The sequence below is a fragment of the Nocardioides sp. genome, from assembly GCF_030150155.1.
In the GTDB taxonomy this organism is placed as follows: Bacteria; Actinomycetota; Actinomycetes; order Propionibacteriales; family Nocardioidaceae; genus Nocardioides.
On record NZ_JASLGR010000006.1, the window covers coordinates 15,584 to 39,830 of the forward strand.

25 protein-coding genes are annotated in these 24,247 nt (G+C 71.5%); 11 read left to right on the forward strand and 14 right to left on the reverse strand.

From position 1 onward, the window contains the following. Positions 1 to 9 precede the first annotated feature (9 nt). Both Q1V88_RS00860 and trpD read left to right on the forward strand, forming a co-directional pair. Positions 10 to 414 carry a hypothetical protein gene (locus Q1V88_RS00860; RefSeq protein WP_300676336.1) on the forward strand — a complete coding sequence of 135 codons (405 nt, stop codon included), beginning with the start codon at positions 10 to 12 and terminating at the stop codon, positions 412 to 414. Next, on the forward strand, positions 411 to 1,442 hold the full coding sequence (gene trpD, locus Q1V88_RS00865; protein WP_300676337.1) for an anthranilate phosphoribosyltransferase: 1,032 nt from the start codon (positions 411 to 413) through the stop codon (positions 1,440 to 1,442). The genes Q1V88_RS00860 and trpD overlap by 4 nt, the downstream gene beginning before the upstream one ends. Positions 1,443 to 1,481: 39 nt before the next feature. Here the strand turns inward: trpD and Q1V88_RS00870 are convergent, their stop codons facing one another. After that, positions 1,482 to 1,760: an Lrp/AsnC ligand binding domain-containing protein gene (locus Q1V88_RS00870; RefSeq protein ID WP_300676339.1), complete on the reverse strand. Its 279-nt coding sequence runs from the start codon at positions 1,758 to 1,760 to the stop codon at positions 1,482 to 1,484. Between the two features lie 4 nt (positions 1,761 to 1,764). Then, positions 1,765 to 3,552, reverse strand: coding sequence for a DEDD exonuclease domain-containing protein (locus Q1V88_RS00875; protein ID WP_300676340.1), 1,788 nt, complete (start codon positions 3,550 to 3,552; stop codon positions 1,765 to 1,767). Between the two features lie 114 nt (positions 3,553 to 3,666). On the opposite strand from Q1V88_RS00875, the gene Q1V88_RS00880 reads away from it, so the two are divergent. From Q1V88_RS00880 to Q1V88_RS00895, 4 genes are all read left to right on the forward strand, one after another. Continuing rightward, positions 3,667 to 5,598, forward strand: coding sequence for a hypothetical protein (locus tag Q1V88_RS00880; protein WP_300676342.1), 1,932 nt, complete (start codon positions 3,667 to 3,669; stop codon positions 5,596 to 5,598). 43 nt (positions 5,599 to 5,641) lie between these two features. After that, positions 5,642 to 5,848 (forward strand): hypothetical protein, encoded by a 207-nt coding sequence (locus Q1V88_RS00885; RefSeq protein ID WP_300676343.1) that lies wholly within the window; start codon positions 5,642 to 5,644, stop codon positions 5,846 to 5,848. 152 nt (positions 5,849 to 6,000) lie between these two features. Further along, on the forward strand, positions 6,001 to 6,951 hold the full coding sequence (locus Q1V88_RS00890; protein ID WP_300676347.1) for a C40 family peptidase: 951 nt from the start codon (positions 6,001 to 6,003) through the stop codon (positions 6,949 to 6,951). Between the two features lie 23 nt (positions 6,952 to 6,974). After that, on the forward strand, positions 6,975 to 8,138 hold the full coding sequence (locus Q1V88_RS00895) for a hypothetical protein (RefSeq protein WP_300676349.1): 1,164 nt from the start codon (positions 6,975 to 6,977) through the stop codon (positions 8,136 to 8,138). A 22-nt stretch (positions 8,139 to 8,160) separates the two neighbouring features. Here Q1V88_RS00895 and Q1V88_RS00900 read toward each other — a convergent pair whose 3' ends face one another. The 10 genes from Q1V88_RS00900 to Q1V88_RS00945 all read right to left on the reverse strand — a co-directional run bounded on the left by Q1V88_RS00900 (position 8,161) and on the right by Q1V88_RS00945 (position 18,752). Then, entirely contained in the window at positions 8,161 to 8,382 is a 222-nt protein-coding gene (locus tag Q1V88_RS00900) for a Flp family type IVb pilin (RefSeq protein ID WP_300676352.1), read from the reverse strand. Between the two features lie 72 nt (positions 8,383 to 8,454). Next, on the reverse strand, positions 8,455 to 8,670 hold the full coding sequence (locus Q1V88_RS00905; protein WP_300676354.1) for a Flp family type IVb pilin: 216 nt from the start codon (positions 8,668 to 8,670) through the stop codon (positions 8,455 to 8,457). Positions 8,671 to 8,855: 185 nt separating this feature from the next. Next, the gene (locus Q1V88_RS00910) at positions 8,856 to 9,509 is read right to left on the reverse strand and encodes a response regulator transcription factor (protein ID WP_300676356.1); all 654 of its coding nucleotides are present in this window, start codon (positions 9,507 to 9,509) and stop codon (positions 8,856 to 8,858) included. Further along, positions 9,506 to 11,113 carry a sensor histidine kinase gene (locus tag Q1V88_RS00915; RefSeq protein ID WP_300676358.1) on the reverse strand — a complete coding sequence of 536 codons (1,608 nt, stop codon included), beginning with the start codon at positions 11,111 to 11,113 and terminating at the stop codon, positions 9,506 to 9,508. The genes Q1V88_RS00910 and Q1V88_RS00915 overlap by 4 nt, the downstream gene beginning before the upstream one ends. A gap of 9 nt (positions 11,114 to 11,122) precedes the next feature. Then, positions 11,123 to 12,046 (reverse strand): type II secretion system F family protein, encoded by a 924-nt coding sequence (locus Q1V88_RS00920; RefSeq protein WP_300676359.1) that lies wholly within the window; start codon positions 12,044 to 12,046, stop codon positions 11,123 to 11,125. A 1-nt stretch (position 12,047) separates the two neighbouring features. Further along, positions 12,048 to 13,037, reverse strand: a complete 990-nt coding sequence (locus Q1V88_RS00925) for a type II secretion system F family protein (protein WP_300676361.1) — start codon at positions 13,035 to 13,037, stop codon at positions 12,048 to 12,050. Between the two features lie 4 nt (positions 13,038 to 13,041). Then, the gene (locus tag Q1V88_RS00930; RefSeq protein WP_300676364.1) at positions 13,042 to 14,727 is read right to left on the reverse strand and encodes an ATPase, T2SS/T4P/T4SS family; all 1,686 of its coding nucleotides are present in this window, start codon (positions 14,725 to 14,727) and stop codon (positions 13,042 to 13,044) included. Positions 14,728 to 14,729: 2 nt separating this feature from the next. Continuing rightward, positions 14,730 to 15,914 (reverse strand): AAA family ATPase, encoded by a 1,185-nt coding sequence (locus Q1V88_RS00935; RefSeq protein WP_300676367.1) that lies wholly within the window; start codon positions 15,912 to 15,914, stop codon positions 14,730 to 14,732. Positions 15,915 to 15,923: 9 nt separating this feature from the next. Continuing rightward, on the reverse strand, positions 15,924 to 16,667 hold the full coding sequence (cpaB, locus tag Q1V88_RS00940) for a Flp pilus assembly protein CpaB (protein ID WP_300676370.1): 744 nt from the start codon (positions 16,665 to 16,667) through the stop codon (positions 15,924 to 15,926). Positions 16,668 to 16,952: 285 nt separating this feature from the next. Further along, positions 16,953 to 18,752: a long-chain fatty acid--CoA ligase gene (locus Q1V88_RS00945; RefSeq protein ID WP_300676372.1), complete on the reverse strand. Its 1,800-nt coding sequence runs from the start codon at positions 18,750 to 18,752 to the stop codon at positions 16,953 to 16,955. Positions 18,753 to 18,885: 133 nt separating this feature from the next. Here Q1V88_RS00945 and Q1V88_RS00950 point away from each other — a divergent pair, with 133 nt between their 5' ends. From Q1V88_RS00950 to Q1V88_RS00970, 5 genes are read left to right on the forward strand one after another with little or no spacing between them, the layout of a single operon-like run. After that, on the forward strand, positions 18,886 to 19,326 hold the full coding sequence (locus Q1V88_RS00950; protein ID WP_300676374.1) for an SRPBCC family protein: 441 nt from the start codon (positions 18,886 to 18,888) through the stop codon (positions 19,324 to 19,326). 12 nt (positions 19,327 to 19,338) lie between these two features. Next, positions 19,339 to 20,553, forward strand: coding sequence for an ArsA family ATPase (locus Q1V88_RS00955; RefSeq protein WP_300676377.1), 1,215 nt, complete (start codon positions 19,339 to 19,341; stop codon positions 20,551 to 20,553). Next, positions 20,550 to 20,927 (forward strand): DUF5304 family protein, encoded by a 378-nt coding sequence (locus Q1V88_RS00960; RefSeq protein ID WP_300676378.1) that lies wholly within the window; start codon positions 20,550 to 20,552, stop codon positions 20,925 to 20,927. Before Q1V88_RS00955 ends, Q1V88_RS00960 begins: the two co-directional genes overlap by 4 nt. Beyond that, the gene (locus Q1V88_RS00965) at positions 20,924 to 21,862 is read left to right on the forward strand and encodes an ROK family glucokinase (RefSeq protein WP_300676380.1); all 939 of its coding nucleotides are present in this window, start codon (positions 20,924 to 20,926) and stop codon (positions 21,860 to 21,862) included. Before Q1V88_RS00960 ends, Q1V88_RS00965 begins: the two co-directional genes overlap by 4 nt. 43 nt (positions 21,863 to 21,905) lie before the next feature. Continuing rightward, positions 21,906 to 23,021 (forward strand): ROK family glucokinase, encoded by a 1,116-nt coding sequence (locus Q1V88_RS00970; protein WP_300676384.1) that lies wholly within the window; start codon positions 21,906 to 21,908, stop codon positions 23,019 to 23,021. Here Q1V88_RS00970 and Q1V88_RS00975 read toward each other — a convergent pair. Both Q1V88_RS00975 and Q1V88_RS00980 read right to left on the reverse strand, forming a co-directional pair. Continuing rightward, positions 22,969 to 23,415: a hypothetical protein gene (locus Q1V88_RS00975; protein ID WP_300676388.1), complete on the reverse strand. Its 447-nt coding sequence runs from the start codon at positions 23,413 to 23,415 to the stop codon at positions 22,969 to 22,971. The two genes, Q1V88_RS00970 and Q1V88_RS00975, sit on opposite strands and share 53 nt — an antisense overlap. 9 nt (positions 23,416 to 23,424) lie before the next feature. Then, a complete protein-coding gene (locus Q1V88_RS00980; protein ID WP_300676392.1) occupies positions 23,425 to 24,246 on the reverse strand; it encodes an alpha/beta fold hydrolase in 822 nt (273 codons plus the stop codon). Between the last annotated feature and the right edge of the window lies 1 nt (position 24,247).

Below are 24,247 nucleotides of genomic sequence, written 5' to 3' on the forward strand. Positions count from 1 at the left end.
AGTCGCCCCGTGACCGCATCGCAATCGTTGAAGGTCCTGGTCTACAGCGACGACATCGACACTCGCGCCCAGGTGATCCGTGCGCTCGGGAAGCGTCCGCACCCGAGCCTCCCGGAGCTGGAGTACGTCGAGGTGGCGACGGAGCCCGTCCTGCTCCAGCACGCCGACGCCGGTGTCGACCTGATGATCCTGGACGGCGAGGCCGTCCCCGCCGGTGGCATCGGGATCGCCAAGCAGCTCAAGGACGAGCTGGCCCCGTGCCCGCCGATCGTGGTCATCACCGGTCGGCCGCAGGACTCCTGGCTGGCGAGCTGGTCGCGTGCGGAGGCCGCCGTGCCGCAGCCCCTGGACCCGCTGCTGCTGGCCCGCACCGTCGTCGACCTGCTGCAGTCGCAGACGCCCGCGAACGCATGAGCGCCGCCCTCACCTGGCCCGACGTCCTCGGGCCCCTCGTCGCACGCCGTGACCTCTCCGCCGCACAGGCCGAGTGGGCGATGTCGGAGATCCTCGCCGGCGCCGCCACTCCCGCCCAGATCGCCGGCTTCGCCGTCGCGCTGCGCGCCAAGGGCGAGACCGTCGCCGAGCTCGGTGGGCTCGCCGCGGCGATGCTCGCCCAGGCCAACCCGATCTCCGTCGACGGGCGCTCCCTCGACATCGTCGGCACCGGCGGGGACCGCTCGATGTCGGTCAACATCTCGACCATGTCGGCGCTCGTCGCCGCCGGGGCCGGGGTCAAGGTGGTCAAGCACGGCAACCGCTCCGCGTCCTCGAAGTCGGGCTCGGCCGACGTCCTGGAGGCGCTCGGCATCCGGCTCGACCTGCCCATCGACCAGGTCGCCGCGATGGCCGACCAGGTCGGCATCACGTTCCTGTTCTCGGCCGCCTTCCACCCGGCGATGCGGCATGCGGCAGTGCCGCGCCGCGAGCTCGGCGTCGGCACCTCGTTCAACCTGCTCGGGCCGCTGACCAACCCGGCCCGCCCGGCCGCCAGCGCGATCGGCTGTGCCGACCCGTCGGCGGCTCCGGTGATGGCTGGCGTCTTCGCCGAGCGCGGCTCCGACGCCTGGGTCTTCCGGGGCGAGGACGGCCTCGACGAGCTCACCACCACCGGGTCGTCGCAGATCTGGGCGGTGCACGACGGGGTCGTCACCGAGCACACCCTGGACCCGCGCGTCTTCGGGATCGCACTGGCGACCGCCGAGGACCTGCGCGGCGGCGAGGCCGAGGAGAACGCTCAGGTCGTCCGTGAGCTGCTGGCCGGCAAGGTCGGCCCGGTGCGGGACGCGGTCGTGCTCAACGCGGGTGCCGGCTTGGCCGTGCACGCTGCGGAGGGCGGCGACATCGAGGCGGCGCTGGCGCGCGGCATCGAGCGTGCTGCCGAGGCGATCGACTCCGGTGCCGCGGCAGCGGTGCTCGACCGCTGGGTGGCCGCCACCCGCTGAGGTGGGGCCCCTCGGGGGTGCGAGCCCTCGGGCTCGACGTCAGTCGAGGCCGAGGGAGAACGCCGACTCCAGGTCGTGCTTGGAGTAGGCGCGGTAGGCGATGTGGGTCTCGGTGTCGACGATGCCGGGCACCTTGTTGATCCGGTCGGCGACGACGTCGGCGATCTCGTCGTGCTGGCGCACCCGGACCATGACGATCAGGTCCGTCTGGCCGGTGGTGGAGTAGACCTCGCTGACGCCGTCGAGGTCGGCGATCGCCTGGGCGACCTCCGGGATCCGCGCGGTGTCGGCCTTGACGAAAACGATGGCGGTGATCACGTCCTCACCGTAGCGCGTGCCGGACCGGGGCGAGCGCCCGGCGATCGTCGAACGGGGTGAGCTGCTTGCGTGACTCCTCGACGGCGTCGTGCACCGCCAGATGGCGTCCGGCACCCCGCACCGGGCAGACCCAGTCGCCCTCGACGTCGACCAGGCGGACGCCGGGGGACTCCAGCCAGCGCAGGATGAGGTCGCTCTCCTCGGCCGTCGCCGCTGGGGCGGGCCCCAGACCTGCGGTCACCGACTCGGCCTCGGCCCGCAGTTGGTCGACGAAGTCGTGGGCGTTGGCCCCACGCGGGATCACACCGGCGGCGGCAAGCCGACCGAACCGGGTGACGTGCACCTCCCACTGCCCGGCAGGGTTGCGCTGGGTGGCGATCAGCTCGGGGCAGGCGGTGAAGGAGACCAGGCGCTGGCCCTTGGCCGCACTGCGGACGAAGGTGGCCAGACGGTCGCGTTGCAGGCCCGCCTCCTCGAACCGCTCCTCGGCGGCCAGGTTCACCATCCGGGCGGCGAAGTGGTCCACCACCGGATCGGCGTCGAACCGCATCGCGGCGCGGACCTGGTCGACGACGGCGGCGTAGCCCTCCTCCGTGGCGCCCCCGTCGCACGGGGAGAGGCACTTGCCCATCTCGGCCAGGACGCAGGCCGAACGCGACGGCGCCAGCGGCAGCCGCTCACGGCACTGCCGGATCGGGAACGCCTCCTCCAGTGCCTCCACCACCCGTTCGGCGGTGCGCCGCGACGTGAACGGCCCGAGGTAGTCGGCGCCGTCGTCGAGCACCTTCTTGACCAGCGAGAGCCGCGGCCACGGCTCCACCGTCAGCTTGACGTAGGTGACCTTCTCCGGGTTGCGCGAGCGCCGGTTGTAGCGCGGCTTGTGCTGGGCGATCAGGCGCAGCTCGCGGACCTGCGCCTCCAGGGTGGTGGTGCAGGTGATCGCCTCCACCCGCTCGGCGAGGTTGACCATCTCGCCCATCCGCGAGCGGGTCTCCGACGCGGTGAAGTAGGTGCGGACCCGGCTGCGCAGGTCACGGGACGTGCCGACGTACAGCACGCGCTCGTCGGCGTCGCGGAACAGATAGACGCCCGGGGAGTGCGGCAGGGCCTCGGCCAGGTGCCGCTTGCGTCGCTGGGCCGTGGTGACCTTGCTGGAGAAGGTCTGCACCTCCTCGAAGGTGTGCACGCCGACGCTACCGAGCCGCTCCATCAGGCCGTGCAGCACGTCGACGGTGGCGCGCGCGTCGGCCAGGGCACGGTGGTTCGGCGTGGTGGTGGCGCTGAACAGCTGGGCGAGGGAGGACAACTTGCAGTTCGGGGCGTCGTCGCGGGTGATCACGCGGCGTGCCAGCCGGGCGGTGTCGAGCACCTCGAACTCGGGCCACTCCAGGCCCTGCTCGGCGGCGAAGTGCTTGAGGAAGCCGACATCGAAGGGGGCGTTGTGGGCCACCAGGATCGAGCCCGCGGCGAACTCGAGGAACCCCGGCAGCACCGCCTCGATCGCGGGCGCGTCGGCCACCATCGGGTTGGAGATGCCGGTCAGCACGGCGATGAACGCCGGGATCGAGGTCCGCGGGTTGACCAGGGTCTGGAACTCGCCCAGGATCTCGCCGCCGCGGACCTTGACCGCACCGATCTCGGTGATCATCGAGCCGGCCGCAGCCGACCCGCCGGTGGTCTCCAGGTCGACCACGCAGAAGGTCAGGTCGCGCAGTGGGCGACCCAGCTCGTCGAATCCGCGTTGCGACTCCCAGCGCCCAGTCGTGCGCGGTGCCGCCGGGGTCGTGCTCATGAAGACGACCGTAGGACGGCCCACCGACAAAACCTGGTCGGCTCGCCCAGGACTAGTCAGGTCGACCGAACGGACGATGCCGACCCCGACGCTGCGCTGGCAGACTCAGCGGCCGTGTCCCCGCGCGTTCCCCGGTCGCTCCTGATCGCCTCGGCCGGGGTCTGCCTCGCGGGCGTGGTGATGCTGGTCTGGGGAGCGATCGCGGTCGGCGTCACCACCGACGAGCCGATCCACGTCGAGCGGTTCACCTCCTACCTGCACACCGGCTGGTACGTCGCCGACTTCCAGTCCCGCGACGGCGTCCCGCTGCCGGGGGTGAGCGATCAGTACGTCTACGGACCGGCGACGATGTGGCTGCTGCACCACTGGACGGTGCTGTGGGGCGGTGAGCCCCACGACGGTGTCGCGGTGACGGCCCATGCCTACGCCCTGCGCCACCTCGGGGTCGCCCTGATCGCGCTGGTCGGGGTCGGTGCGGTGGCGGCGACGGCCCGGATGATCCTGCGGCGCTGGAGCTGGGGCCTGGTCGCGGCCGCCTGCCTGCTGGCGACGCCGATGTTCCTCGGCCACGCGATGTTCAACGTCAAGGACCCGGCGGTGGCGACCGGCTACGCCCTGGTCACCGCGGCACTGGTGGCCTGGACCGGCCGCGGCGCGCAGCGGCCGGTGCGGCGCTGCGCGACCGTGCTGGTGCTGACCGCCGGCGTCTGGCTGATGCTCGGCACCCGTCCGGGGATGTGGGTGGCGCTGGCCTGCAGCCTGGTCGCGACCGTCGTACTGACGCTGGTGCGGCGTCGTGCTCCGGGGGAGCACACGCCGCGCTGGCTCGACCTGGGTGGGGCGCTGGTGCTGGCCTGGGTGGGGCTGGCGCTGCTCTATCCGGAGGTCTTCACCCATCCGGCGGCGATGCTGCGGCACTCGGCCGAGGGGTCGGCCAACTTCCTCGGCTTCGCCGGCAGCCGGCTCTTCGTGCCGGTGCGGATGCTGCTCCTGATGCCGTTGCTCCTGCTCGCCGCACTGACCTGCGGCACGGTGGTCGCGGTGGCGCGCCTGGTCCGAGCCCGGCTGCGTGCCGATGCGTCCACGGTGCGGCTGGCGATCGTCGGCGTCCAGCTGGTCGCGCTGCCGATCGCCTCGATGGTGCGCCGCACGGGCCTCTACACCGATCTGCGGCAGCTGCTCTTCATCATCCCGGCGGCCGCGGTGCTGGCCGCCGTCGGGATCGCCTGGACGCTCGGACGGCTGGGCGGCGCGCGTCGTCGTCACCGGATCGCCGCTGCGCTGGCGACGGCCGCGGTGGTGGTGCCGACGATCGACGCCGCGTCCCTGTTCCCGTTCACCTACGCCTACGCCAACCCGCTGGTCGGTGCGCTGGGCTGGCAGAGCATCGCGCCGGGTGACTTCTATCAGGCGAGCAAGCGCGACCTGGCCGGGCTGCTGCCGGCCCGTGCACTGGTGGTCTGCAACCCGCTGACCGATGCCGAGGGCCGGGCGCTGCCGTACGCCACCCTGGCCGCCAACGCCGACTGCCGGACCGATCGCTCGGGGCTGCTCCATCCCTACACGAGCGGTGCCACCGAGCCGGGGGCGAGGACCTTCCTGGCCCTGGTCTCGGGCGACCGGAGGCCGACCAACTGCGAGCCGCAGGCCGCCGTCGTACGGCGCCACGCGTGGCGCCGCTGGGTGCTGAGCTCCCTGGAGACCTGCACCGTGCCCACGGCGACGCTCCAGGCCGGGGTGGGCCGTACGGAGACCGAGGTGATGGGGTTCCTCGCCCAGGGCTGGGGGCTGGAGCTGCGGGCCCGCAGTGCCACCGCGGTGCTCGCCTTCGCCCTGGAGCAGCCGGGGCGGGTGGTCGTGAGGCTCGACGTCGCAGGTCGCTCGCTGGCCGGGATGCAGGTCGACGGCCGTGCGATGCCGGTCCCGGCCGACGGCACGATCACCCTGCCGGGGCTCGCGACGGGCACGCACCGGATCGTCCTCCAGGCGGCACCGGGGCGGTCGCTGGACGTCACCCTGACGAGCCTCGCGTTCGCTCCGGTGTGAGGACGCTCCGAAACTGTCGGTGGTCCCTGCCAGGGTGAGCGACATGACGACACGAATCGACTGTGACTCCTGCGTGATGCGGGCGCTGTCGTGCGACGACTGCGTGGTGACGGTGCTGCTCGGGCCTCCGCCCGAGCTCGCCTTCGACGACGACGAGCGGCGTGCGCTCGACGTCCTGGCGGCCGGTGGGCTGGTGCCACCGCTGCGGATGGTGCGGCCCGAGAGCGGCCCGACCGTCGAATCGGCCTGACGAGACGTACCTCACGGGACAGGTGTGACCTGTGTGACAGTTGTGACAGATGGTGCATCAACACGCGCCGGTCGGCGTTTGGATGCGTCACCGCCGGTGGGTATGGTGCCCGGGTGGTTGTTGCAAAGGTTCGCTGTCGCGCACTAGCAGCGGTGGCGGGGCTGACGCTCGCCACCTCGCTCGGTGCAGTCTCTCTGGCCCCCGCCGAGGCGAAGCCGACCGTCAAGGACGTGCAGGCCCGGGTCGACGCGCTCTACGCGCAGGCCGATCAGGCCACCGAGAACTACAACGAGGCCAAGCTCCGCCTTGCCAGCCTCCAGACCGAGCTGGGCAGCCTTCAGGCCGACCAGAACCGGCAGGACGCCGCCCTCGGCGCGATCAAGGACCAGCTCCGCGACTCGATGCTCCAGCAGCTCGAGGGCTCCAACCTGTCCGCCGTCGGCCAGGTCGTCCTGTCCAGCGACCCGCAGGGCTTCCTCGGCGAGCTGAGCACGATGTCGTCCTTCGACAACCTCCAGACCGGCCTCTACGACGACTACACGACGGCTGCCAAGGCCCTCGACCTGCGCCGCACGGCGACCGAGGCCCGCGCCGCCGAGGTGGCCGCGACCAAGTCCAAGCTGGCCGATGACAAGAAGGCCATCGAGGCCAAGCTCACCACCGCCAAGAGCCTGCTGGCCGACCTCCAGCAGAAGGAGCGCGACGCGATCCTCTCGCGTGGCGACCTGCGGATGCCGACCGACATCCCGGCCTCGGGCCGCGCTGCCGCGGTGATCGCCTACGCCAAGGCCCAGCTCGGTGACGCCTACGTCTGGGGCGCCGCCGGCCCCAACGCCTTCGACTGCTCCGGCCTGACCATGATGGCCTGGGCCGCCGCCGGCGTCTCGCTGCCGCACTCCTCGCGCGCTCAGTACAGCTCGGGCCCGCACGTCGCCGAGAGCGACCTCCAGCCCGGCGACCTGGTCTTCTACTACTCACCGATCAGCCACGTCGGCATCTACATCGGCAACGGCATGGTCCTGCACGCGGCCAACCCGGGCGAGGGCGTCAAGATCTCGGCCCTGCACTCGATGCCGTACTCCGGCGCCGTCCGTCCCGGCTGAGCCAGTAGCACCCGGGCCCGGCCGTGCGAACTGGGCGGATCCGCCGCTCCTGGTGGATCGGAGCCGCCGTCGTGGTGGCGGCCCTCGTCGTCGCGCTGCTGGCCCGACCCCGGACCTACGTCGCTCCGGACCGCACCGAGGACCTCCCGCAGGCCCGCACCGACCTGGCCGCCACCGCACTCCAGCAGTGGCTCAGCGCCAAGGCCACCGACGGCTCGAACGCGCAGCTGCGCCTGGCCGACCTCTCCTCGCGGGTGATCGCCCAGACCGGTGCCATGCAGTCCGACGGCGACTGGCGGGCCAAGGCCTCGCTGACCTGGGCCTACGCCGGGGTCGACGCCAGCGCTGCCACCAGCGAGGTCACCGTCGACCTGCACAGTGACCACGACGGTACCGTCACCGTCACCGGGCTCAGCCAGCCCGGACGGGTGCCGCTGTGGACGACCGGGCCGCTGAGCGTCACCCGCACCGCCACCACCCTGGTGGCGACCGGGGCCGGCGTCGACCACGCCGCCTACGCGCGCTGGGCGGAGCGGGCCGTCACCGTCGTACGCCGGGTCGTCCCGGCCTGGCACGGACCCCTGGTCGTGGAGGTGCCGGCCACCACCGCCCAGCTGGACAACGCCCTCGGGGCGACCACCGGCACCTACACCCACGTCGCCGCGATCACCGCCGCGATGGACGGCAGCGCCCGCGCCGACGCTCCCGTGCACGTCTTGGTCAACCCCGCCGTGGTCGGCGCGCTCGACGAGCGCAGTGCCCAGATCGTGATCAGCCACGAGGCCACCCATGCCGCCACCGGTGCCGTGCTCACCGCCGCGCGGCCGATCTGGCTGAGCGAGGGGTTCGCCGACTACGTGGCGCTGCGCGACGTCGACGTACCGCTGAAGACGAGCGCGGGCCAGATCGCTGCCCTGGTGCGTTCCGAGGGCGCACCGAAGGCCCTGCCCGACGCGAGTGACTTCGACGCCTCCTCGCAGCACTTCGGCGCCGAGTACGAGGCGGCTTGGCAGGTCTGCGAGCAGATCGTCGCCGACGCGGGGGAGAAGGCCCTGGTGCGGCTCTACGACGACGTCGGGGCCGGGACCGGCCTGGACACGGCGCTGCGCCGCGAGGTGGGCTACGGCGTCGCGACGCTCACGCAGCGGTGGCGGGCCCGGCTCGAGGCCCTGCCGGGGGCTCGGTAGCCGCCGTGCCCGCCCGCGGGGCTCAGGGACCGCAGTCGGGGGCGGTGCCGGTGCTGCCGGCGTTGGTCAGCGCCGTGGTGATCTGACCGGTGATCTCGTGGCAGGCCTGTGAGGTCTGGTGGCCGCTGACCTGGCCCAGGGCGTAGACGGCCGCTGCGACGACGGCGGCGATCCCGGTGGCGAGGAGGCCGTACTCCACGGCGGAGGCGCCGCGCTCGGACGAGCAGGGCCTTGCGTGTGACATATCGGCGAGCTCCTGGGGCCGGGAACACTGTGGGGGCGTCAGGCGCGTGCCCGACGCCCCCACAGTGGGCGTCTACTTCGAGCAGGTGCCGGCGACGCTGCCGCTCTTGGTGATCTCGGTGCACGTCTTGTTGAACGCATCGCGAACCACCGGACCCAGCGCCACCACGGCCACGACCACCACAGCAGCGATCCCGGCGATCAGCAGGCCGTACTCCACGGCCGAGGCACCCCGCTCCTCCATCTTCGACAGGCGAGCGTTGAGCAGAATGCGGAGGTAGTCAACCATGATGAATCTCCCTGATTCGTCGGATGTCCGAGGGCCTGAGCCCCGCCGGAATCGGAGCCCCATGCCCCATACGTTCATCCTTCCGTCGGGCCCTTGGTCCGCGAATCGGGAGAGTGATCGGAGTCGGGTAGTCATTTGTGACTAGGGAGAACGTCACCTCGGTGAGGGTGACCTACCGACCTGGATCAGGGGCGCTGCAGACTGGAGAGCAGGCCGATCCGCATCGCCGTCACCAGCGCCTGGGCGCGGTTGGTGGCGCCGAGCTTCTGGTAGATCTTCGCGATGTGCGACTTGGCCGTCGACTCGCTCAGATAGAGCTTCTCGCCGATCTCCTTGGCGCCCAGCCCGTCGGCCAGCAGCAGCAGGACCTCGTGCTCGCGGTCGGAGAGCCGGGTCGAGTCCGAGGTGGCTCGGCGCATCATCGCCTGGGCCAGGCCGGCGCAGACGAAGGAGCGCGGCGAGACCGCGGAGTGCCGTGCGGCCCGCACCACCTCACCCGAGGGGGCGTCCTTGCCGACGAAACCGGAGGCGCCGGCCTCCAGGGCGGCGAAGATCTGGTCGTCGCCCGAGTGCATGGTCAGCACCACCACCCCGGTGGCGTCGCTGCTCTTGCGGATCGCCCGGACCAGGTCGAGGCCGGTGCCGTCAGGCAGCTGGAGGTCGGTGATCACCACGGTCGGTGCGAGGGCGGCGTACGCCGTCAGCGCCTCGGCCACGGTGCCGGCCTGGCCCACCACCGTGAGGTCGGGCTGCTGGTCGATCACGCCTGCGAGGCCGTCGCGGATCAGCTCGTGGTCGTCGACCAGGAGGACGCGGTTGACTGGTGCTTCGGTGTTCATGCCCCGACTCTCGTATCTGTGTGGAACGGTGAGCCGATCACGGTCACCTCGGACGGTCGATTCTCTGGATCGCGGATCGTCACCGAGACCTCCACGCCACCGGACGGTGTCGTGGAGAAGTCGAGGGTGGCGTTGATCAGCGCGGCACGCTCGCGCATGATCTTGAGGCCGTGGGAGTCCGCCCGAGGTGTTCCCATCCCGCGGCCGTCGTCGGTGACGGTGATCGTCGCCTCCGGTGCCCGCACCTGGCAGTGCACCGAGATCGTGGTGGCTCCGGCGTGCTTGAGCGCGTTGTTGAGCGACTCCTGCACGATCCGGAAGAGCTCGGCCTCGACGTCGGGTCGGAGCCGGCCGGTGGTCTCGTCGGTGGTGACGTGGATCGCGACACCGGAGGCGTCGGCCTGGCTGCGCGCGATGCTGGCGATGGCGGCGCCCAGGCTCTCGGACTCGCCGATGTCGGTGCGCAGGTTGACCAGCGAGCGCCGGATCTCCGCCACGATGCCGCTGATCCGGTCGCGCAGGATCGCGATCCGCTCGGCCTGCTTCTCACCAGTCGCGTCCACCCCGATGGCGTCGACCAGGTAGCCCAGGGAGGCGATGTCCTGGGCGACGCCGTCGTGCATCTCGCGGGCCAGGCGACGGCGTTCCTCGGCACTGGCGCGGTCACGGAAGGAGGCGAACAGCAGCGCGGTGTCCAGGTGCACGATCGCGGGCCGGTGCTCGCGCAGCAGCGCCTCGAGCCGGTGGTTGGTGGTGAGGGCGGCACCCTCGGCCCCCGGGGTGAGCTCGGCGGCGAGGATCGCCGTCACCCCGCTGCCGGACTCCAGCGGCAGCGCGATCCGGGGGAAGCGCCGCACCACCGCCCGGCGCTCGTACGCCGTCACCGCGACGGCCTCGAGGTCACTGAGGTCGTTCTCCATCGACTTCGCCACCAGCGGGGTGAGGCCGTCGCCGCGGTGGACGAACAGCGCCGTCGCCGTACAGGGAAGCTTCTCGCGCAACGCCCACAGCAGCTGCCCGCCCAGCGCTACCGGGTTGAGGCCGCTGTCCAGACCGTCGGAGATGTCGATCAGCTCGTGCAGCAGGTCCTGGGCGTAGAGGTAGGGCGCCAGCTCGGTCTGGTGCTCATGCAGCACGGCATGGATGAAGGAGCCGATCATGCCCAGGCCGAGCCCGACCACCAGGCAGCTGAACGTGGTGTAGCCCTCCTGGGCGGTGAAGTCGCTGGTGAACAGCGCGATCGTCAGGCTGAGCGTGACCACCTCGCAGGCCAGCACCACGGTGACGCCCCACGCCCCGCGGCGCAGCGCGGTGGTGAACGGTGGCACGGCCAGCGCCCCGAGCGCGATCGGCGCGGTGTTGAGGATGACCCCGGCGATCAGGGCGATCAGGACGGCGTCGATGCACATCGTGGCCAGCAGCGGGAGCCGTCCGCGGATCTCCAGGCCCGTGATCACGACCCAGACGGCGAAGGTCGCGATCAGGGTGAAAATCCCCGCCATGTCGCGCGCCCACAGCACCGGAGCGCCGAGGGCGAGCAGGGCGATCAGTCGCCCCAGCAGGGCGATCCGGGACGGGAGACGGTCAGAGACGTCGACGGACATCGGCGGCCATCAGAACATCGAGTCGAGAACGTTGATCACAGCCGGACCCATCACAGCGACAAAGAGCGCGGGCAGGATGCAGAAGATCAGCGGGATGGTGATCTTGACGGGCACCTGCTGGGCCTTCTCCTCGGCCCGCTGGCGTCGTTTGGTGCGCATCTCGGAGGTCTGCACACGCAGCACCTGGGCGACAGGGATGCCGAAGGCGTCGGCCTGCACCATCGCCGAGACGAAGGAGCGGATGTCGTCCACATTGGTCCGATCGCCCAGGGAGCGCAAGGCCTCGCTGCGTCCCATGCCGAGCTGCATCTCGCGCAGCATCCGGGCGAACTCGTCGGCCAGGGGGCCGTCGGTGTGCAGCGAGACCTGCTGCACCGCGGCGTCGAAGCCGAGCCCGGACTCGACGCTGATCGTCATCAGGTCCAGGGCGTCGGGCAGCTCCCGCTGGAGACGCTGGGAGCGGTCGTAGCCCAGCTGGTAGAGGTAGAGCGAGGGGCCGAAGAAGCCAAGCACGATCCCGGCGACGGTGAGGATCAGCCGGGTGGTGAAGGCGTCGGAGAGCACCATCGCGACGGCCAGGCCGATCACCAGGCCGAGGCCGGCGCACAGCACCCGGCCCGCCGTCACCCGGTCCACGCTCCACCCGGCCGGGTTGCCGGCCAGGTCGAGCCTGGCGCGGATCCGCTCGGCGGAGTCGGCCCCACTGATCCGGCGGCCCAGGCCCAGCGCCCGCTGCTGGAGCGGTGCCAGCACCCGGTCGGCGAAGGAGCGGTCGACCTCCTTGGTCAGCTCGGCCGGGGCGTTGGTCATCGCCTCCAGGACGGCCAGGGACCGGTTCACCGAGGTCGGCTCCGAGGCGGGCCGCAGCGCGATCGCGAGCAGGGCGATCGCGCTGCCCACCAGGATCAGACCGAGCACGAAGAGGACGACCATCTCAGACCTCCACCCGCACCAGGCGGCTCATCCAGAAGACCCCGACCCCGAGCCACGCGGCACCGCCGATCAGCATGATCAGGCCGCGCACGTCGGTGAACAGCGGGCTCACGTAGTCCCAGTTGGTCAGGCACAGGTAGAGCAGGAACAGCGGCGGCAGCGCGCCCAGCACGACCGCGGAGAGCCGGCCCTCGGCCGAGAGCGAGGAGACCTGACGACGCAGGTACTCGCGCTCGCGCATCGTCGCCGCGACCGTGTCCAGCAGCTCGGCCAGGTTGCCGCCGACCTGGCGCTGGATCCGGATCGCCATCACCACCCAGGCGAAGTCCTGGCTCTCGTAGCGGCGGGCGACGCCCTCCATCGCGTCCTCGACCGGGACGCCGAGCCGGGTCTCCACCAGGATCCGGCGGAACTCCCCGGCGATCGGGTCGGCGCCGTCGTTGACCACGGTGTCCAGCGACTGCTGCAGCGACAGACCTGCCGACAGCGAGGCCGAGATCAGCTGGAGGGTGTCGGGCAGCGCCCGGTGGAAGGACCGGCGGCGCCGGGTGGCGCGGTTGCCGAGGTAGACCCAGGGCGCGATCACGCCGATCAGCAGCCCGAGCAGGGCCAGGACGACGTTGCCCTGCCCCAGGAGCAGGCCGAGGACGGTCGCCGCGACCACGATCGCGACGTGGATCAGCAGCCATTCGGCGGCCTTGAGCTCGCTCCCGGCGGCGTCGAGACGGGCGGCGATCCGCTGCTCCAGACCCTGGTTGTGCCGGAGCAGATCGGTCGCCATGTCCTTGGCGGCCAGGGCCACCTCGCTGTTCTCCACGCCGCCCCGTGAGGCCTTCGCCTGGGCCGTCGTACGACGGGTGGCGGCGGTGTAGTCGGCGACGCGGTCAGCGACCGAGACCGGCTTGCGCGGACCGGGCAGCAGGGCGAGGACGAGGCCGAACAGCCCCAGCGCCAGTGCCGCGATCGCGACGTAGATGCTCCACGACGGCATGGCCTCACCGATCCAGGAAGAGCAGCGGGTCGACGACGACGTTGCTCTCGGCGAGCTTGTCGAGGAACTTCGGGCGCAGCCCGGTCGGACGCAGCCGGCCCAGGGCGCGGCCGTCGGCGTCGAAGCCGGCGGTGTTGTCGAAGACGAAGATGTCCTGGAGGGTGATCACGTCGCCCTCCATCCGCTCGACCTCGGTGATGTGCGTGATCCGGCGGGTGCCGTCCTTGAGCCGGGTCTGGTGCACGATCAGGTCGACGGCGGAGGCGACCTGCTCACGGATCGCGCGCACCGGCAGGTCCATGCCCGCCATCAGCACCATCGTCTCCAGGCGGGCCAGCGTGTCGCGCGGTCCGTTGCTGTGCAGGGTGCAGATCGAGCCGTCGTGGCCGGTGTTCATCGCCTGCAGCATGTCCAGCGCCGAGGCGTCACGGACCTCGCCGACGATGATCCGGTCGGGCCGCATCCGCAGCGCGTTGCGGACCAGGTCGCGGATCGTGATCGCACCGCGGCCCTCGATGTTGGCCGGGCGCGCCTCCAGGCGCACGACGTGCTCCTGCTTGAGCTGGAGCTCGGCGGCGTCATCGATCGTGACGATCCGCTCGTCGGCGGGGATGAAGGAGGAGAGCACGTTGAGGGTGGTGGTCTTGCCCGCGCCGGTGCCGCCGGAGACGATCACGTTGAGGCGTCCCCGCACGCAGGCCTCCAGCAGGCGCCGACCGGCGGGGGAGAAGGAGCCGTAGCGCTCCAGGTCCTCGGCGGTGAGGGCGTCGGCGGAGAACTTCCGGATGGTCAGCGCGGAGCCGTCCATCGCCAGCGGCGGCACGACGGCGTTGACCCGGGAGCCGTCGGGCAGCCGGGCGTCGACCATCGGGCTGGACTCGTCGACCCGGCGACCGATCCGGGAGACGATCTTGTCGATCGTGCGGCGCAGGTGGGCCTCGTCGGCGAAGCGTCCCTCGGCGTGGATCAGTCGGCCGTGGCGCTCCAGCCAGATGTCATTGGCCCCGTTGACCATCACCTCGGAGACCTCGGGGTCGCGCAGGTACGGCTCGATCGGCCCCAGGCCGAGGATGTCGTCGCTGATCTCCTGGGTGACCCGCTGCCGGTCGGCGTTGGACAGCGGCCGCTCCTGGGTGGCGAGCACCTCCTGGAGCACCGCCCTGACCTTCTGGTCGAGCTCGCGGGCGTCCAGGTCGGCGTCGTAGAGCTGCGGGCCGAGCTGGCGCAGGAGCTGCTCGTGCACGCTGGCCTTGATCGCCTCGAGCCTCTCGGACTGCTGTCCGCCGAGGGTACGCCGCAGGGCCGCGTCGGCCGGGGCGGGGCTCGCCCCGGGGCCCGCGGTCGCGGTGGTGCCGGGGACCTGGCCCAGCGTCGACGGTGCGCTCGCCGGGGTGCTCACGGTGGCGGCGTACGGCGGCGGGGTGACGTCGGCGCGGCGCTTGCCGGTGACCTCGTCGGGGCCGAGCGGTGTCTCCACCCCGGCGGCTGCGGCGTGGGCGGCATGGGTGGTGTGGCTGGTGGGCACTGCCGGGGCGCCGTGCTCCAGCGTCCCCGGCGTCCCCGGCGTCCCCGAGGTCGCCGTGCCCGGTGCGACGGCAGCGACCGGAGCCGACGATGGGGTCGCGACCGTGGGCGCAGGCGCGGCCGCCTCCCCGGTCCGGGCGGCGGCGATCCGATCTGCGAGCGACATGGCTACCTGCGCTTCCGGCGACGCCCGAAGAGCCGTGACGGCTCGGCGGGCACCGTCTCGACGGTGTAGGTCGGCGCGGCGATCTCCTCACCCGATAGCAGCGAGGCCATCTGCAGGATCGCGGTGCTGGAGGGGTGGTAGGGGTTCTTCACCACGATCGGGTTGCCGGCGTTGGTGGAGGCGGCGACCTCGATCGAGGTGGTCACCTGGGCGGCCGGACGCAGCCCGAGGATGCCCTCGACCCGGTCGGGGTTGATCCCGACCTCGTCGTCGGCGCGGTTGAGCAGCAGGTGCCGGTGGTCGGGGGCGATGTTGAGCATGTCGAGCGTCTCCAGGGCGACCTTGACGTTCTTCAGGGTCGGCACGTCCAGGGTCGCCACGATCACGATCTCGTCGGTCTCATCCAGGGCGGTCAGGGTCTGCTCGTCGAAGGCCGGGGCGGTGTCGATCACGACGTAGTCGTAGGTCTGGGCCAGCGACCTGATGATCTGGGAGACCAGGGTGGGGGAGACCCGGTCGCGGACGTCGGGGTGCGAGGGCGCGGCCAGGATCATCAGCGAGTCCTGGTGCCGGGTGAGCAGGCCGTTGAGCAGCTCGGCGTCGATGCTGCCCTCGGAGCCGATCGCGTGCTCGATCGAGTGCGACGGGAAGAGCTGCATCGTGATCGCCACGTCGCCGAAGGCGAGGTCGAGGTCGACCAGGCAGACCTTGCGGGCACCGCCCTCGGTCAGGGCCAGGGCGAGGTTGACCGACATCGTGGTCTTGCCGACGCCGCCCTTGGGCGACCAGACCGTGATGATCTTGCCGGTGTGGTTGCTGCCGCCGGGACCGCGCAGCGCGGTGTTGAGCTGGCTGGCCCGGCCCACAGCGGCGCTGACCGCCTCCAGCGACCCGCTCGGGATGACGTCGCGGGCACCGGCCTGCATCGCGGCGGTGAGCACCTCGGTGGTCAGCTCGTCGCGGATCAGGACGACGCTGACGGTGGGGCGGGTGCTGCGCAGCAGGTCGCACAGGGCGAGGGCCTCGGCGCCGTCGACGTTGGGGCCGAGCACGACGACGTACTCGTCGCGGTGCTGCTCGAGCCAGGCTCGGGCACGGTCCATCGTGGCGACACCCTGGGCCCCGGCAGGGAGGGCACGGAGCAGGACGTTGACCGCGTCGTGGTCAGGCTCGACGAGAACAGGCATGGGAAGGCCTCACTTGAAGACGTTGTCGAACGTGGTGGCACTGCCCTGCTTGACGGTGGTGCTGCCGTCGGCGGGGAGCAGCGCGAACGAGAGCTCGCCGTTGGTCTGCGCGAAGAGCACCTTCTGGGCGTCGCTCGGTGACAGCGCCAGGGTCAGCAGCGTGCGCGGCAGCTGTTCGGTGGTCTGGTTGCCGGTGGACTGGTCGGTGGTCGTGGTGGACACCGGGGTGGTGGAGCCGACGCCGATCACGGTGACGTCGGTGAGCAGGATCTGGGCGAAGGCGTTGGCCGTCTTCGGGTTGGTCCCGGTCATGTAGATGCCGACCTGCGAGCCGGGGTTGACGAAGCCGGCCACGCGCGCGGGGTCGGTGAGGTTGACCGAGACCGCGACCTTGTCCTTGGGGATCTGGAGGGAGGAGCTCGGTGCGCTGGTGGTGCCGAACTTCGAGGCGATGATCTGCTCGCCGGGGTAGATCGTGGTCAGGGCGACCATCGTGCCCAGTCCCGACTCGTCGCGCTGGTAACCCGTCAGTAGCGAGTCGTTGGTGACCGGTTGGGCGACGATCTTGCCGGCAGCGGTGGCCTCGGCGACGGTCTCGCCCGGGTTGATCGTGCTGGACGCGACCAGCACCGTGGTGGTCTGGTACCGATTCTCGGCCCGGTGATCGGCTCCTCTGACGTAGAGGAAGACCAGCGCTGCACCGAGAACTGCCACCAGTGCTGCGGCGGTCACCAGGATTCTGCGTCGCTCCATCGACACCCTTTCACCTCAAAGCTGCGCCGGGCCCCGAGCTGCCCGGACGGTCGGAGAGCATGCGCTCTCCACCCAGAACTGTAGGGATGGCGATGGGGTTACGGGTGTCGAATGTGGCTCTGTCGTTGAGGTTCTGTGGATTTTGCCCACTGGCGCCGAACGGCAGCACGGCTGTCCCACCGGGGGGATCCCCCGAACGGGTCATCCGGGTAGTCACCCTGGGGGGTCAGGTCGGTCCGATCGTCGCACCCGACCCCGTCCAGGATGTGGACGCAGCGGGGTGGATCAGGAGTGGTAGAGCGCCTCGACCTGGTCGCGGAACTCCTTGAGTACGACGTTGCGCTTGAGCTTCATCGAGGCGGTGAGCTGGCCACCCTCCTCGGTCCAGGCGTCGGGGAGGATGCGGAACTTGCGGATCGACTCGGCCTTGGAGACCGCCTTGTTGGCGTCGTCGACCGCCTTCTGCACCTCGGCGATCACGTCGGGGTCCTCGACCAGGGTGGCGAGGTCGAGGGTCTTGTCATGCGCGGCCGCCCAGGCCGGCAGCGCCTCGGTGTCCAGGGTGATCAGGGCGGCGATGAACGGCTCGCCGTCGCCCACGATGATGCACTGGTCGACCAGCGCGTGGGCACGCAGACGGTCCTCGAGCACGGCCGGGGCGACGTTCTTGCCGCCGGCGGTGACGATGATCTCCTTCTTGCGCCCGGTGATCCTGATGAAGCCCTCGTCGTCGATCTCGCCGACGTCGCCGGAGCGGAACCACTCGCCGTCCATCGCCTCGGCCGAGGCCTGCGGGTTGTTCCAGTAGGCGGCGAAGACCTGGCCGCCCTTGAACAGCAGCTCGCCGTCGTCGGCCACGCGCACCGCGGTGCCGTTGAGCGGCTGGCCGACGGTGCCGATCTTGGTGGCGTCGGGCTTGTTCACCGCCAGGGCGGCGGTGGTCTCGGTCAGGCCGTAGCCCTCCAGCACGATCAGGCCGATGCCCCGGTAGAAGTGGCCCAGGCGCTCGCCCAGCGGCGCGCCGCCGGAGATCGCGTAGGTGCAATCGCCGCCCAGGGCGGCACGGAGCTTGCGGTAGACCAGCTTGTCGAAGATCGCGTGCAGGCTCTTGGTCTTGAGGCCGGCGAGCAGGCTCTGCGGGGTGTCGATCGCACGGCTGTGCGCGATCGCGACCTCCACGGCCTTGTCGAAGATGGCGCCCTTGCCGTCGGCGTGGGCGTTCTGCGAGGCAGTGTTGAACACCTTCTCGAAGACCCGCGGGACGGCGAGGATGAAGGTCGGCTTGAACTCGCCCAGGTCGCTGACCAGGTTCTTGATGTCGGGGGCGTGGCCGAGCCGGGCGCGGGCCCGGATGGCACCGATCTGGATGATCCGGGCGAAGACGTGGGCCAGCGGCAGGAAGAGCAGCGTACTGCAGTCGGGGTTGCGGAAGATGTCCTCGAGGTCGGCCAGGGCGCCGCGGATCTCGAACATGAAGTTGCCGTGGGTGAGCTCGCAGCCCTTGGGGCGGCCGGTGGTGCCCGAGGTGTAGATCAGGGTCGCGATGGTGTCGGGGGTCGCCGCGGCACGGCGCTTCTCGACCTCCTCGTCGCTGATGTCGGCACCGAGGGCGACCAGGACGTCGACGCCGTTGTCGGCGAAGGACCAGACCTGGGCCAGGTCGGGCAGCGAGTCGCGGACCTCGGCGATCCGGGCGAGGTGGTCGGGGCCCTCGGCCATCACGGCCTTCGTGCCCGAGTCGGAGAGGATCCACTGCACCTGCTCGGCCGAGGAGGTCTCGTAGATCGGCACCGTGATCGCACCGGCGAACCAGATGGCGTAGTCCATCAGGGTCCACTCGTAGCGGGTCTTGGAGAACAGGCTGACCCGGTCGCCGGCCTCGACGCCGGCCGCGATCAGGCCCTTGGCCACGGCGATCACCTCGGCCAGGAACTCCGCCGAGGTGACGTCGCCCCAGCTGCGGTCGGCGCCGCGGCGGGAGAAGACGACGGCGGAGGGAGCCTCGGCGGCGTTGCGCACGATGTCGTCCGTCAGGTTGCCGGAGACCGGCAGATCGATGGTCAGCGGCGACGAGAACTCGCGCACGGAAGCCCCCCTAGGCGGTGAAGTGAGGTCGAACGGCCCGAATCGTCGGACCCTGAACGAAAACACACTATCTCTCAGGTTTCGGCGTCGGCATGTCACTCCGGCGTCGGGCCGATCGGGTAGTGTCGCGCAGGTGGCCGACCAGACCAGCTCCTCCATCGTCGTTGCCGCTGCGCCGGCCGCAGTGATGGCGGTGATCGCCGACTTCGAGCACTACCCGTCGTGGATCAAGGGGATGAAGTCGGCCTCGGTCGTCGTCCCCGGTGCCGACGGTCGCGCCGAGCAGGCGCGCTTCACCCTCGACGTACCGCCGATCAAGGACAGCTACACCCTGGCCTACGTCTGGCACAGCGACCTCGAGGTCACCTGGACCCTGGTCGAGGCGACGCTGCTGCGCTCCCTCGACGGTGCCTACCGGCTGCGCGACCTGGGCAACGGGTCGACCGAGGTCACCTACGACCTCACCCTGGACCTCTCCATCCCGATCATCGGCATGCTCAAGCGCAAGGGCGAGAAGGTGCTGATCGAGACAGCCCTGAAGGGGCTCAAGACCCGGGTGGAGTCGCTCGCGTGAGCGTGTGACGCCATGCGGACCATTCTTCTGACCGGCAAGGGTGGGGTCGGCAAGTCCACCCTCGCTGCCTCCACCGCGGCGCTCGCCGCCGCCCAGGGACAGCGCACCCTGGTGCTCTCCACCGACGCCGCGCACTCGCTGGCCGACGCCTTCGGCGACGTCGGTGTCGAGATCGGCTCGGAGCCGACCGAGGTCGCGCCGCGCCTGTACGTCGAACAGATCGACGCCCAACGACGCTTCGAGGAGTCCTGGGCCGACGTCCAGCACTACCTGCTGTCGGTGCTCGACGTGGCCGGGATGGACCCCGTCGCCGCCGAGGAGCTGACGGTCCTGCCCGGTGCCGAGGAGGTGCTGGCCCTGCTGGAGCTGCGCCAGCGGGCCGCCTCGGGGGAGTGGGACGTGATCGTGATCGACTGCGCCCCGACCGCCGAGACCCTGCGGCTGCTGGCGATGCCGGAGGCGCTGGGCTGGTACATGTCGCGGATCTTCCCGATGCAGCGCCGGGTGGTGAAGGCGCTCAACCCGGTGCTGAGCCGTGCCGCCGGGGTGCCGATGCCGGGCCAGAGCGTCTTCGACGCGATGCAGCGGCTGCACGACGAGCTGCTGGAGGTGCGTGACCTGCTCACCGGCCCCGGCGCCAGCGTGCGGATCGTGCTCACCCCGGAGTCGGTGGTCGTCGCCGAGGCACGCCGGTCGTGGACGATGCTCTCGCTCTACGGCTACCGGGTCGACGGTGTGATCGCCAACCGGATCTTCCCCGCCGACGGCGCTGACCCGTGGCGGGCCGGCTGGGTGGCCGCCCAGAACGCGGTGCTCGACGAGGTCGAGGCCTCCTTCGCCGGGCTGCCGGTGTGGCGCTCGGTCTACCGGAGGGCGGAGCCGGTCGGCGTACCGGCGCTGGTCGACCTCGCTACCGACGTCTTCGCCGGCTCGGACCCGTTCGCCGCCCCCACCGCCGAGGGCCCGTTCCGGGTCACCCGTACGGCGACCGGGGCCGTCGCACACCTGGCACTGCCCGGGGTCGACGCGGGCGCTGTCGACCTGGCCCGCAACGGCGATGACCTGGTCGTCACGGTGGGCTCGTATCGTCGTCTCCTGACATTGCCGACCGGGCTGGCCCGGTTGCGGGTCGCCGGGGCTCGGGTCGAGCCCGGTGCCCACCAGGGAGAGCTCCAGGTGCTCTTCGTGGAGCAGGCCAGCACTGACAGCACGGAAGGGGAGCGGTGAACGCGGACTCGCATCACTCGCACGGTGATCCGGTCGGCTCCGCTGCCGAGGAGGCACTCCGTCTCGTCGGTGCGCTCGCGGGCTGGGCGTCCGAGCAGGTCGGCACCGCCAACGAGCACCTGGCGACCGGGTCGGCCGAGTGCACCGTGTGCCCGATCTGTCGCACCGTGCACGCCGTGCGGGAGGTCAGCCCCGAGGTCCGCGACCACCTGGTCGCCGCCGGGGCCTCGCTGATCCAGGCCCTCACCGGCCTGATCGGCGCAGCCGGAGCGGCCGCAGGCCGTGACTCCGGCACCCGTCGGCGTACGGCCGACGTCGATCACATCTCGTTGCATCCTGATTCCGACACCGAAGTGGAGTGGCCTGACGTATGAGTCTCACAGTGGGAGTCGACGTCGGCGGGACGAAGATCCTGGCCGGCGTTCTCGACGAGTCCGGCGAGATCCGCGACGAAGTGCGGGTGACCTCACCCGCGGCTGACGTCGACGCGATCGTCGGGGCGATCGTCGGGCTGGTCTCCGAGTTGGCGACCCGGCACGAGATCGAGGCTGTCGGCGTCGGTGCCGCGGGCTACGTCAACCGTGAGCGCAGCACCGTGATGTTCGCGCCGAACATCGCCTGGCGCGACGTCGACCTGCGGACCGCGATCGAGTCCACCACCGGCCTGCCGACCGTGATCGAGAACGACGCCAACGCCGCGGCCTGGGGCGAGTTCGTCCACGGTGCCGCCGCCGAGGTGGACAGCTCCCTGATGGTCACCGTCGGCACCGGCATCGGCGGCGGCATCGTCCTGGACGGCGCCCTGCAGCGTGGTGCGTTCGGCGTCGCCGCCGAGATCGGCCACCTCCGGGTCCAGCCCCGCGGCCTGCTCTGCGGCTGCGGCAACCAGGGCTGCTTCGAGGTCTACGCCTCGGGCACCGCCCTGGTCCGCTACGCCCGCGAGGCGGCGGTGGCCGGCAACGCGGCCGACCTGCTGGCCCGCGCCGGCGGCGACGTCGCGGCGATCAACGGCCCGCTGGTCACCGAGGCGGCCCAGGACGGCGACCCGGTCGCCTGTGCCGTCTTCGCCGAGCTGGGCCAGTGGCTCGGGGAGGGGATCGCGTCGCTGGTCGACGTCCTCGACCCGGCCGTGGTCGTGATCGGCGGCGGCGTCTCCGAGGCCGGCTCGCTGCTCTTCGACCCGGCCCAGGTGGCCTTCCGTGCCCAGCTCAGCGGTCGCGGGCACCGGCCCGAGGCCGAGCTGCGGCTGGCCCGACTCGGCAACCGTGCCGGCCTGATCGGCGCCGCCGACCTGGCCCGGCACCGCTGAGCCCAGCGACACACACGAGCGACTGACAAGAGGGGGACGGATCGTGGCGGTCACCATCGGAGTCGACATCGGCGGCACCAAGGTCCTGGCGGCCGAGGTGCTGCCGGACGGGACCGTCGGGAAGGTCGCCCGGCGCTCCACGCCCGGGCGCTCGGTGCCGGTCACGGTCGTCGAGGACGCCCTGACCGAGGCGGTCCAGGAGGTGGCGGGGATCCGACGGATCGACGCCGTCGGCCTGGCCGCGGCCGGGTTCGTCGACGCGGCCGGGGAGCGGGTCATGTTCGCTCCGCACCTGCCTTGGCGGCTCGACCCGGCCCGGGAGCGCCTGGAGAACCGCTGGGGCGTCCCGGTGGCGTTGGACAACGACGCCAACTGCGCGGCCCGTGCGGAGTTCTCCTACGGCGCCGCCCGCGGCCACACCGACGTCGTGATGGTGAACCTCGGCACCGGCATCGGCGGCGGGATCATCCTCGGCGGCACCCTGATGCGTGGTCACAACGGCATGGCCGGCGAGTTCGGCCACATGCAGGTGGTGCCCGGCGGGCAGCAGTGCGAGTGCGGCAGGACGGGGTGCTGGGAGCAGTACTGCTCCGGCAACGCCCTGGTGCGCTACGTCAGGAACCACTGGGACGAGCGGGCCGGGCTGCTGCGTGAGCTCGCCGGCCACGACGGCGAGCGGCTCAAGGGCCCGATGATCACCGAGGCCGCCCAGCGCGGCGACGATCTCGCCCTGGCCGCCTTCGGCGAGATCGGCCGCTGGCTGGGCGTCGGCCTGGCCAACCTGACGGCCGCCTTCGACCCCGAGCTGCTGGTCGTCGGTGGCGGCGTCAGCGCGGCCGGGGACCTGCTCCTGGACCCGGCCCGCGAGGCGTTCACGAACTCGCTGGTGGGTGCCGGGCACCGCGACGTGCCGGACGTGATCAAGGCCCGGTTCCTCAACGACGCCGGCGTGATCGGGGCGGCCGACATGGCCCGCACCGAGGCGGTGCGCCCGATCTTCAGGCGTCGCCGTGGCGAGCTGGTCAAGCGCGCCCGGCGTCGTGAGCGGCTGCGCCGCTTCCTGGCACCCCTGGAGCCGACGGAGGCTCCGGAGGCGACCGGTCGGGTCAGACCCGCGCGCCGTCGTCCCACGGGTCGTCGCGGTCCTTCGGCATGGTGAGCACCAGGTAGGCGAAGCCGCCGAGGAACGCGCCGATCAGCAGGTACGCCAGGAAGGTCGGTGCGCTCCAGCCGCGCCACTGGGACAGGAACGTCCAGATCAGGGCGAGCGCCGGCGAGCCGAGTACGCCGATCCAGGCCACCGACCGCCACCCGTGCCAGCCCAGGGCCTCGGGCTCGGGCGGCACGAAGTCGCCGGGCAGCACCAGGTCGTCGTCGTCGCCCCAGTCCGGCTCCTCGTCCACGTCGTCGTCGAAGACGTGGGCGACCTCCACCTCGGGTGCGATCTCCTCGGCCAGCACCGGCTGCGGGCCGTAATTGGCGACGATCTCCGCCCAGGCCGCGTCGTCGTCGGCGTGGCGGTCGTCGGGCTGGTCGGGATCGGGGGAAGGCACGGGCTCAGCCTACGCGGAGGTGGGCAGGCCGCAGACCCGTGCGACGAAGTCGGCGGACTCGGCGAAGATCTGCGGGGCGTCGTTGTCGACCGTGGCCACGTGGTAGCTGTCGCGCAGCGGCGTGAAGGTGACGTCGGTGGAGGAGACCCGGCCGCGGATCAGCGGCTCGGAGGCCTCGTCGACGACGTGGTCGATGGTGGAGCGGAAGTAGAGCAGCGGTGCCGTCACCCGCTCCAGGTCGGCGGCCACGGTGCGCCAGCCGCGGAACATCGAGTGGGCCGCCTTGAGCGGGGTGTGCGGGTAGGCGTCCTCGACGACGCCCTGCTTCTTGATGTCGGAGCCGACGCCCTTGAGGGCCGGGACGATGTGCTTGAGCACCGGCAGCAGCTTCACGTCCCAGCGGGTGGTGGCGACGCCGGGGTTGACCAACACGACCCCGTCGACCTCGTCGGGGAAGAGCTCGGCCACGCGCAGCACCAGCGCCCCGCCCATCGACAGGCCGCAGACCACGACGTGGTCGTTCTCGGCGCGGAGCCTGCGGAAGGTGGCGGTGATCTCGGCCAGCCACTGGTCCCAGGTGGTGGTGTTCATCTCCTGCCAGGTGGTGCCGTGCCCGGGCAGGCGCGGCACCTCGACGGCGTACCCGTGAGCGGCCATCGCCTCACCCCAGGGCCGCATCGAGCCCGGGGAGCCGGTGAAGCCGTGGGAGAGGAGCACGCCGACCTTGAGGCCGCCGGTCTGGTCCGGTCGGGCGGGCAGGGACAGCGGGACAGCGGTCGGGCGGACGGGGGAGGTCGTCGAGGCGGCGGAGGTGGCCGGGGTGGAGGACATA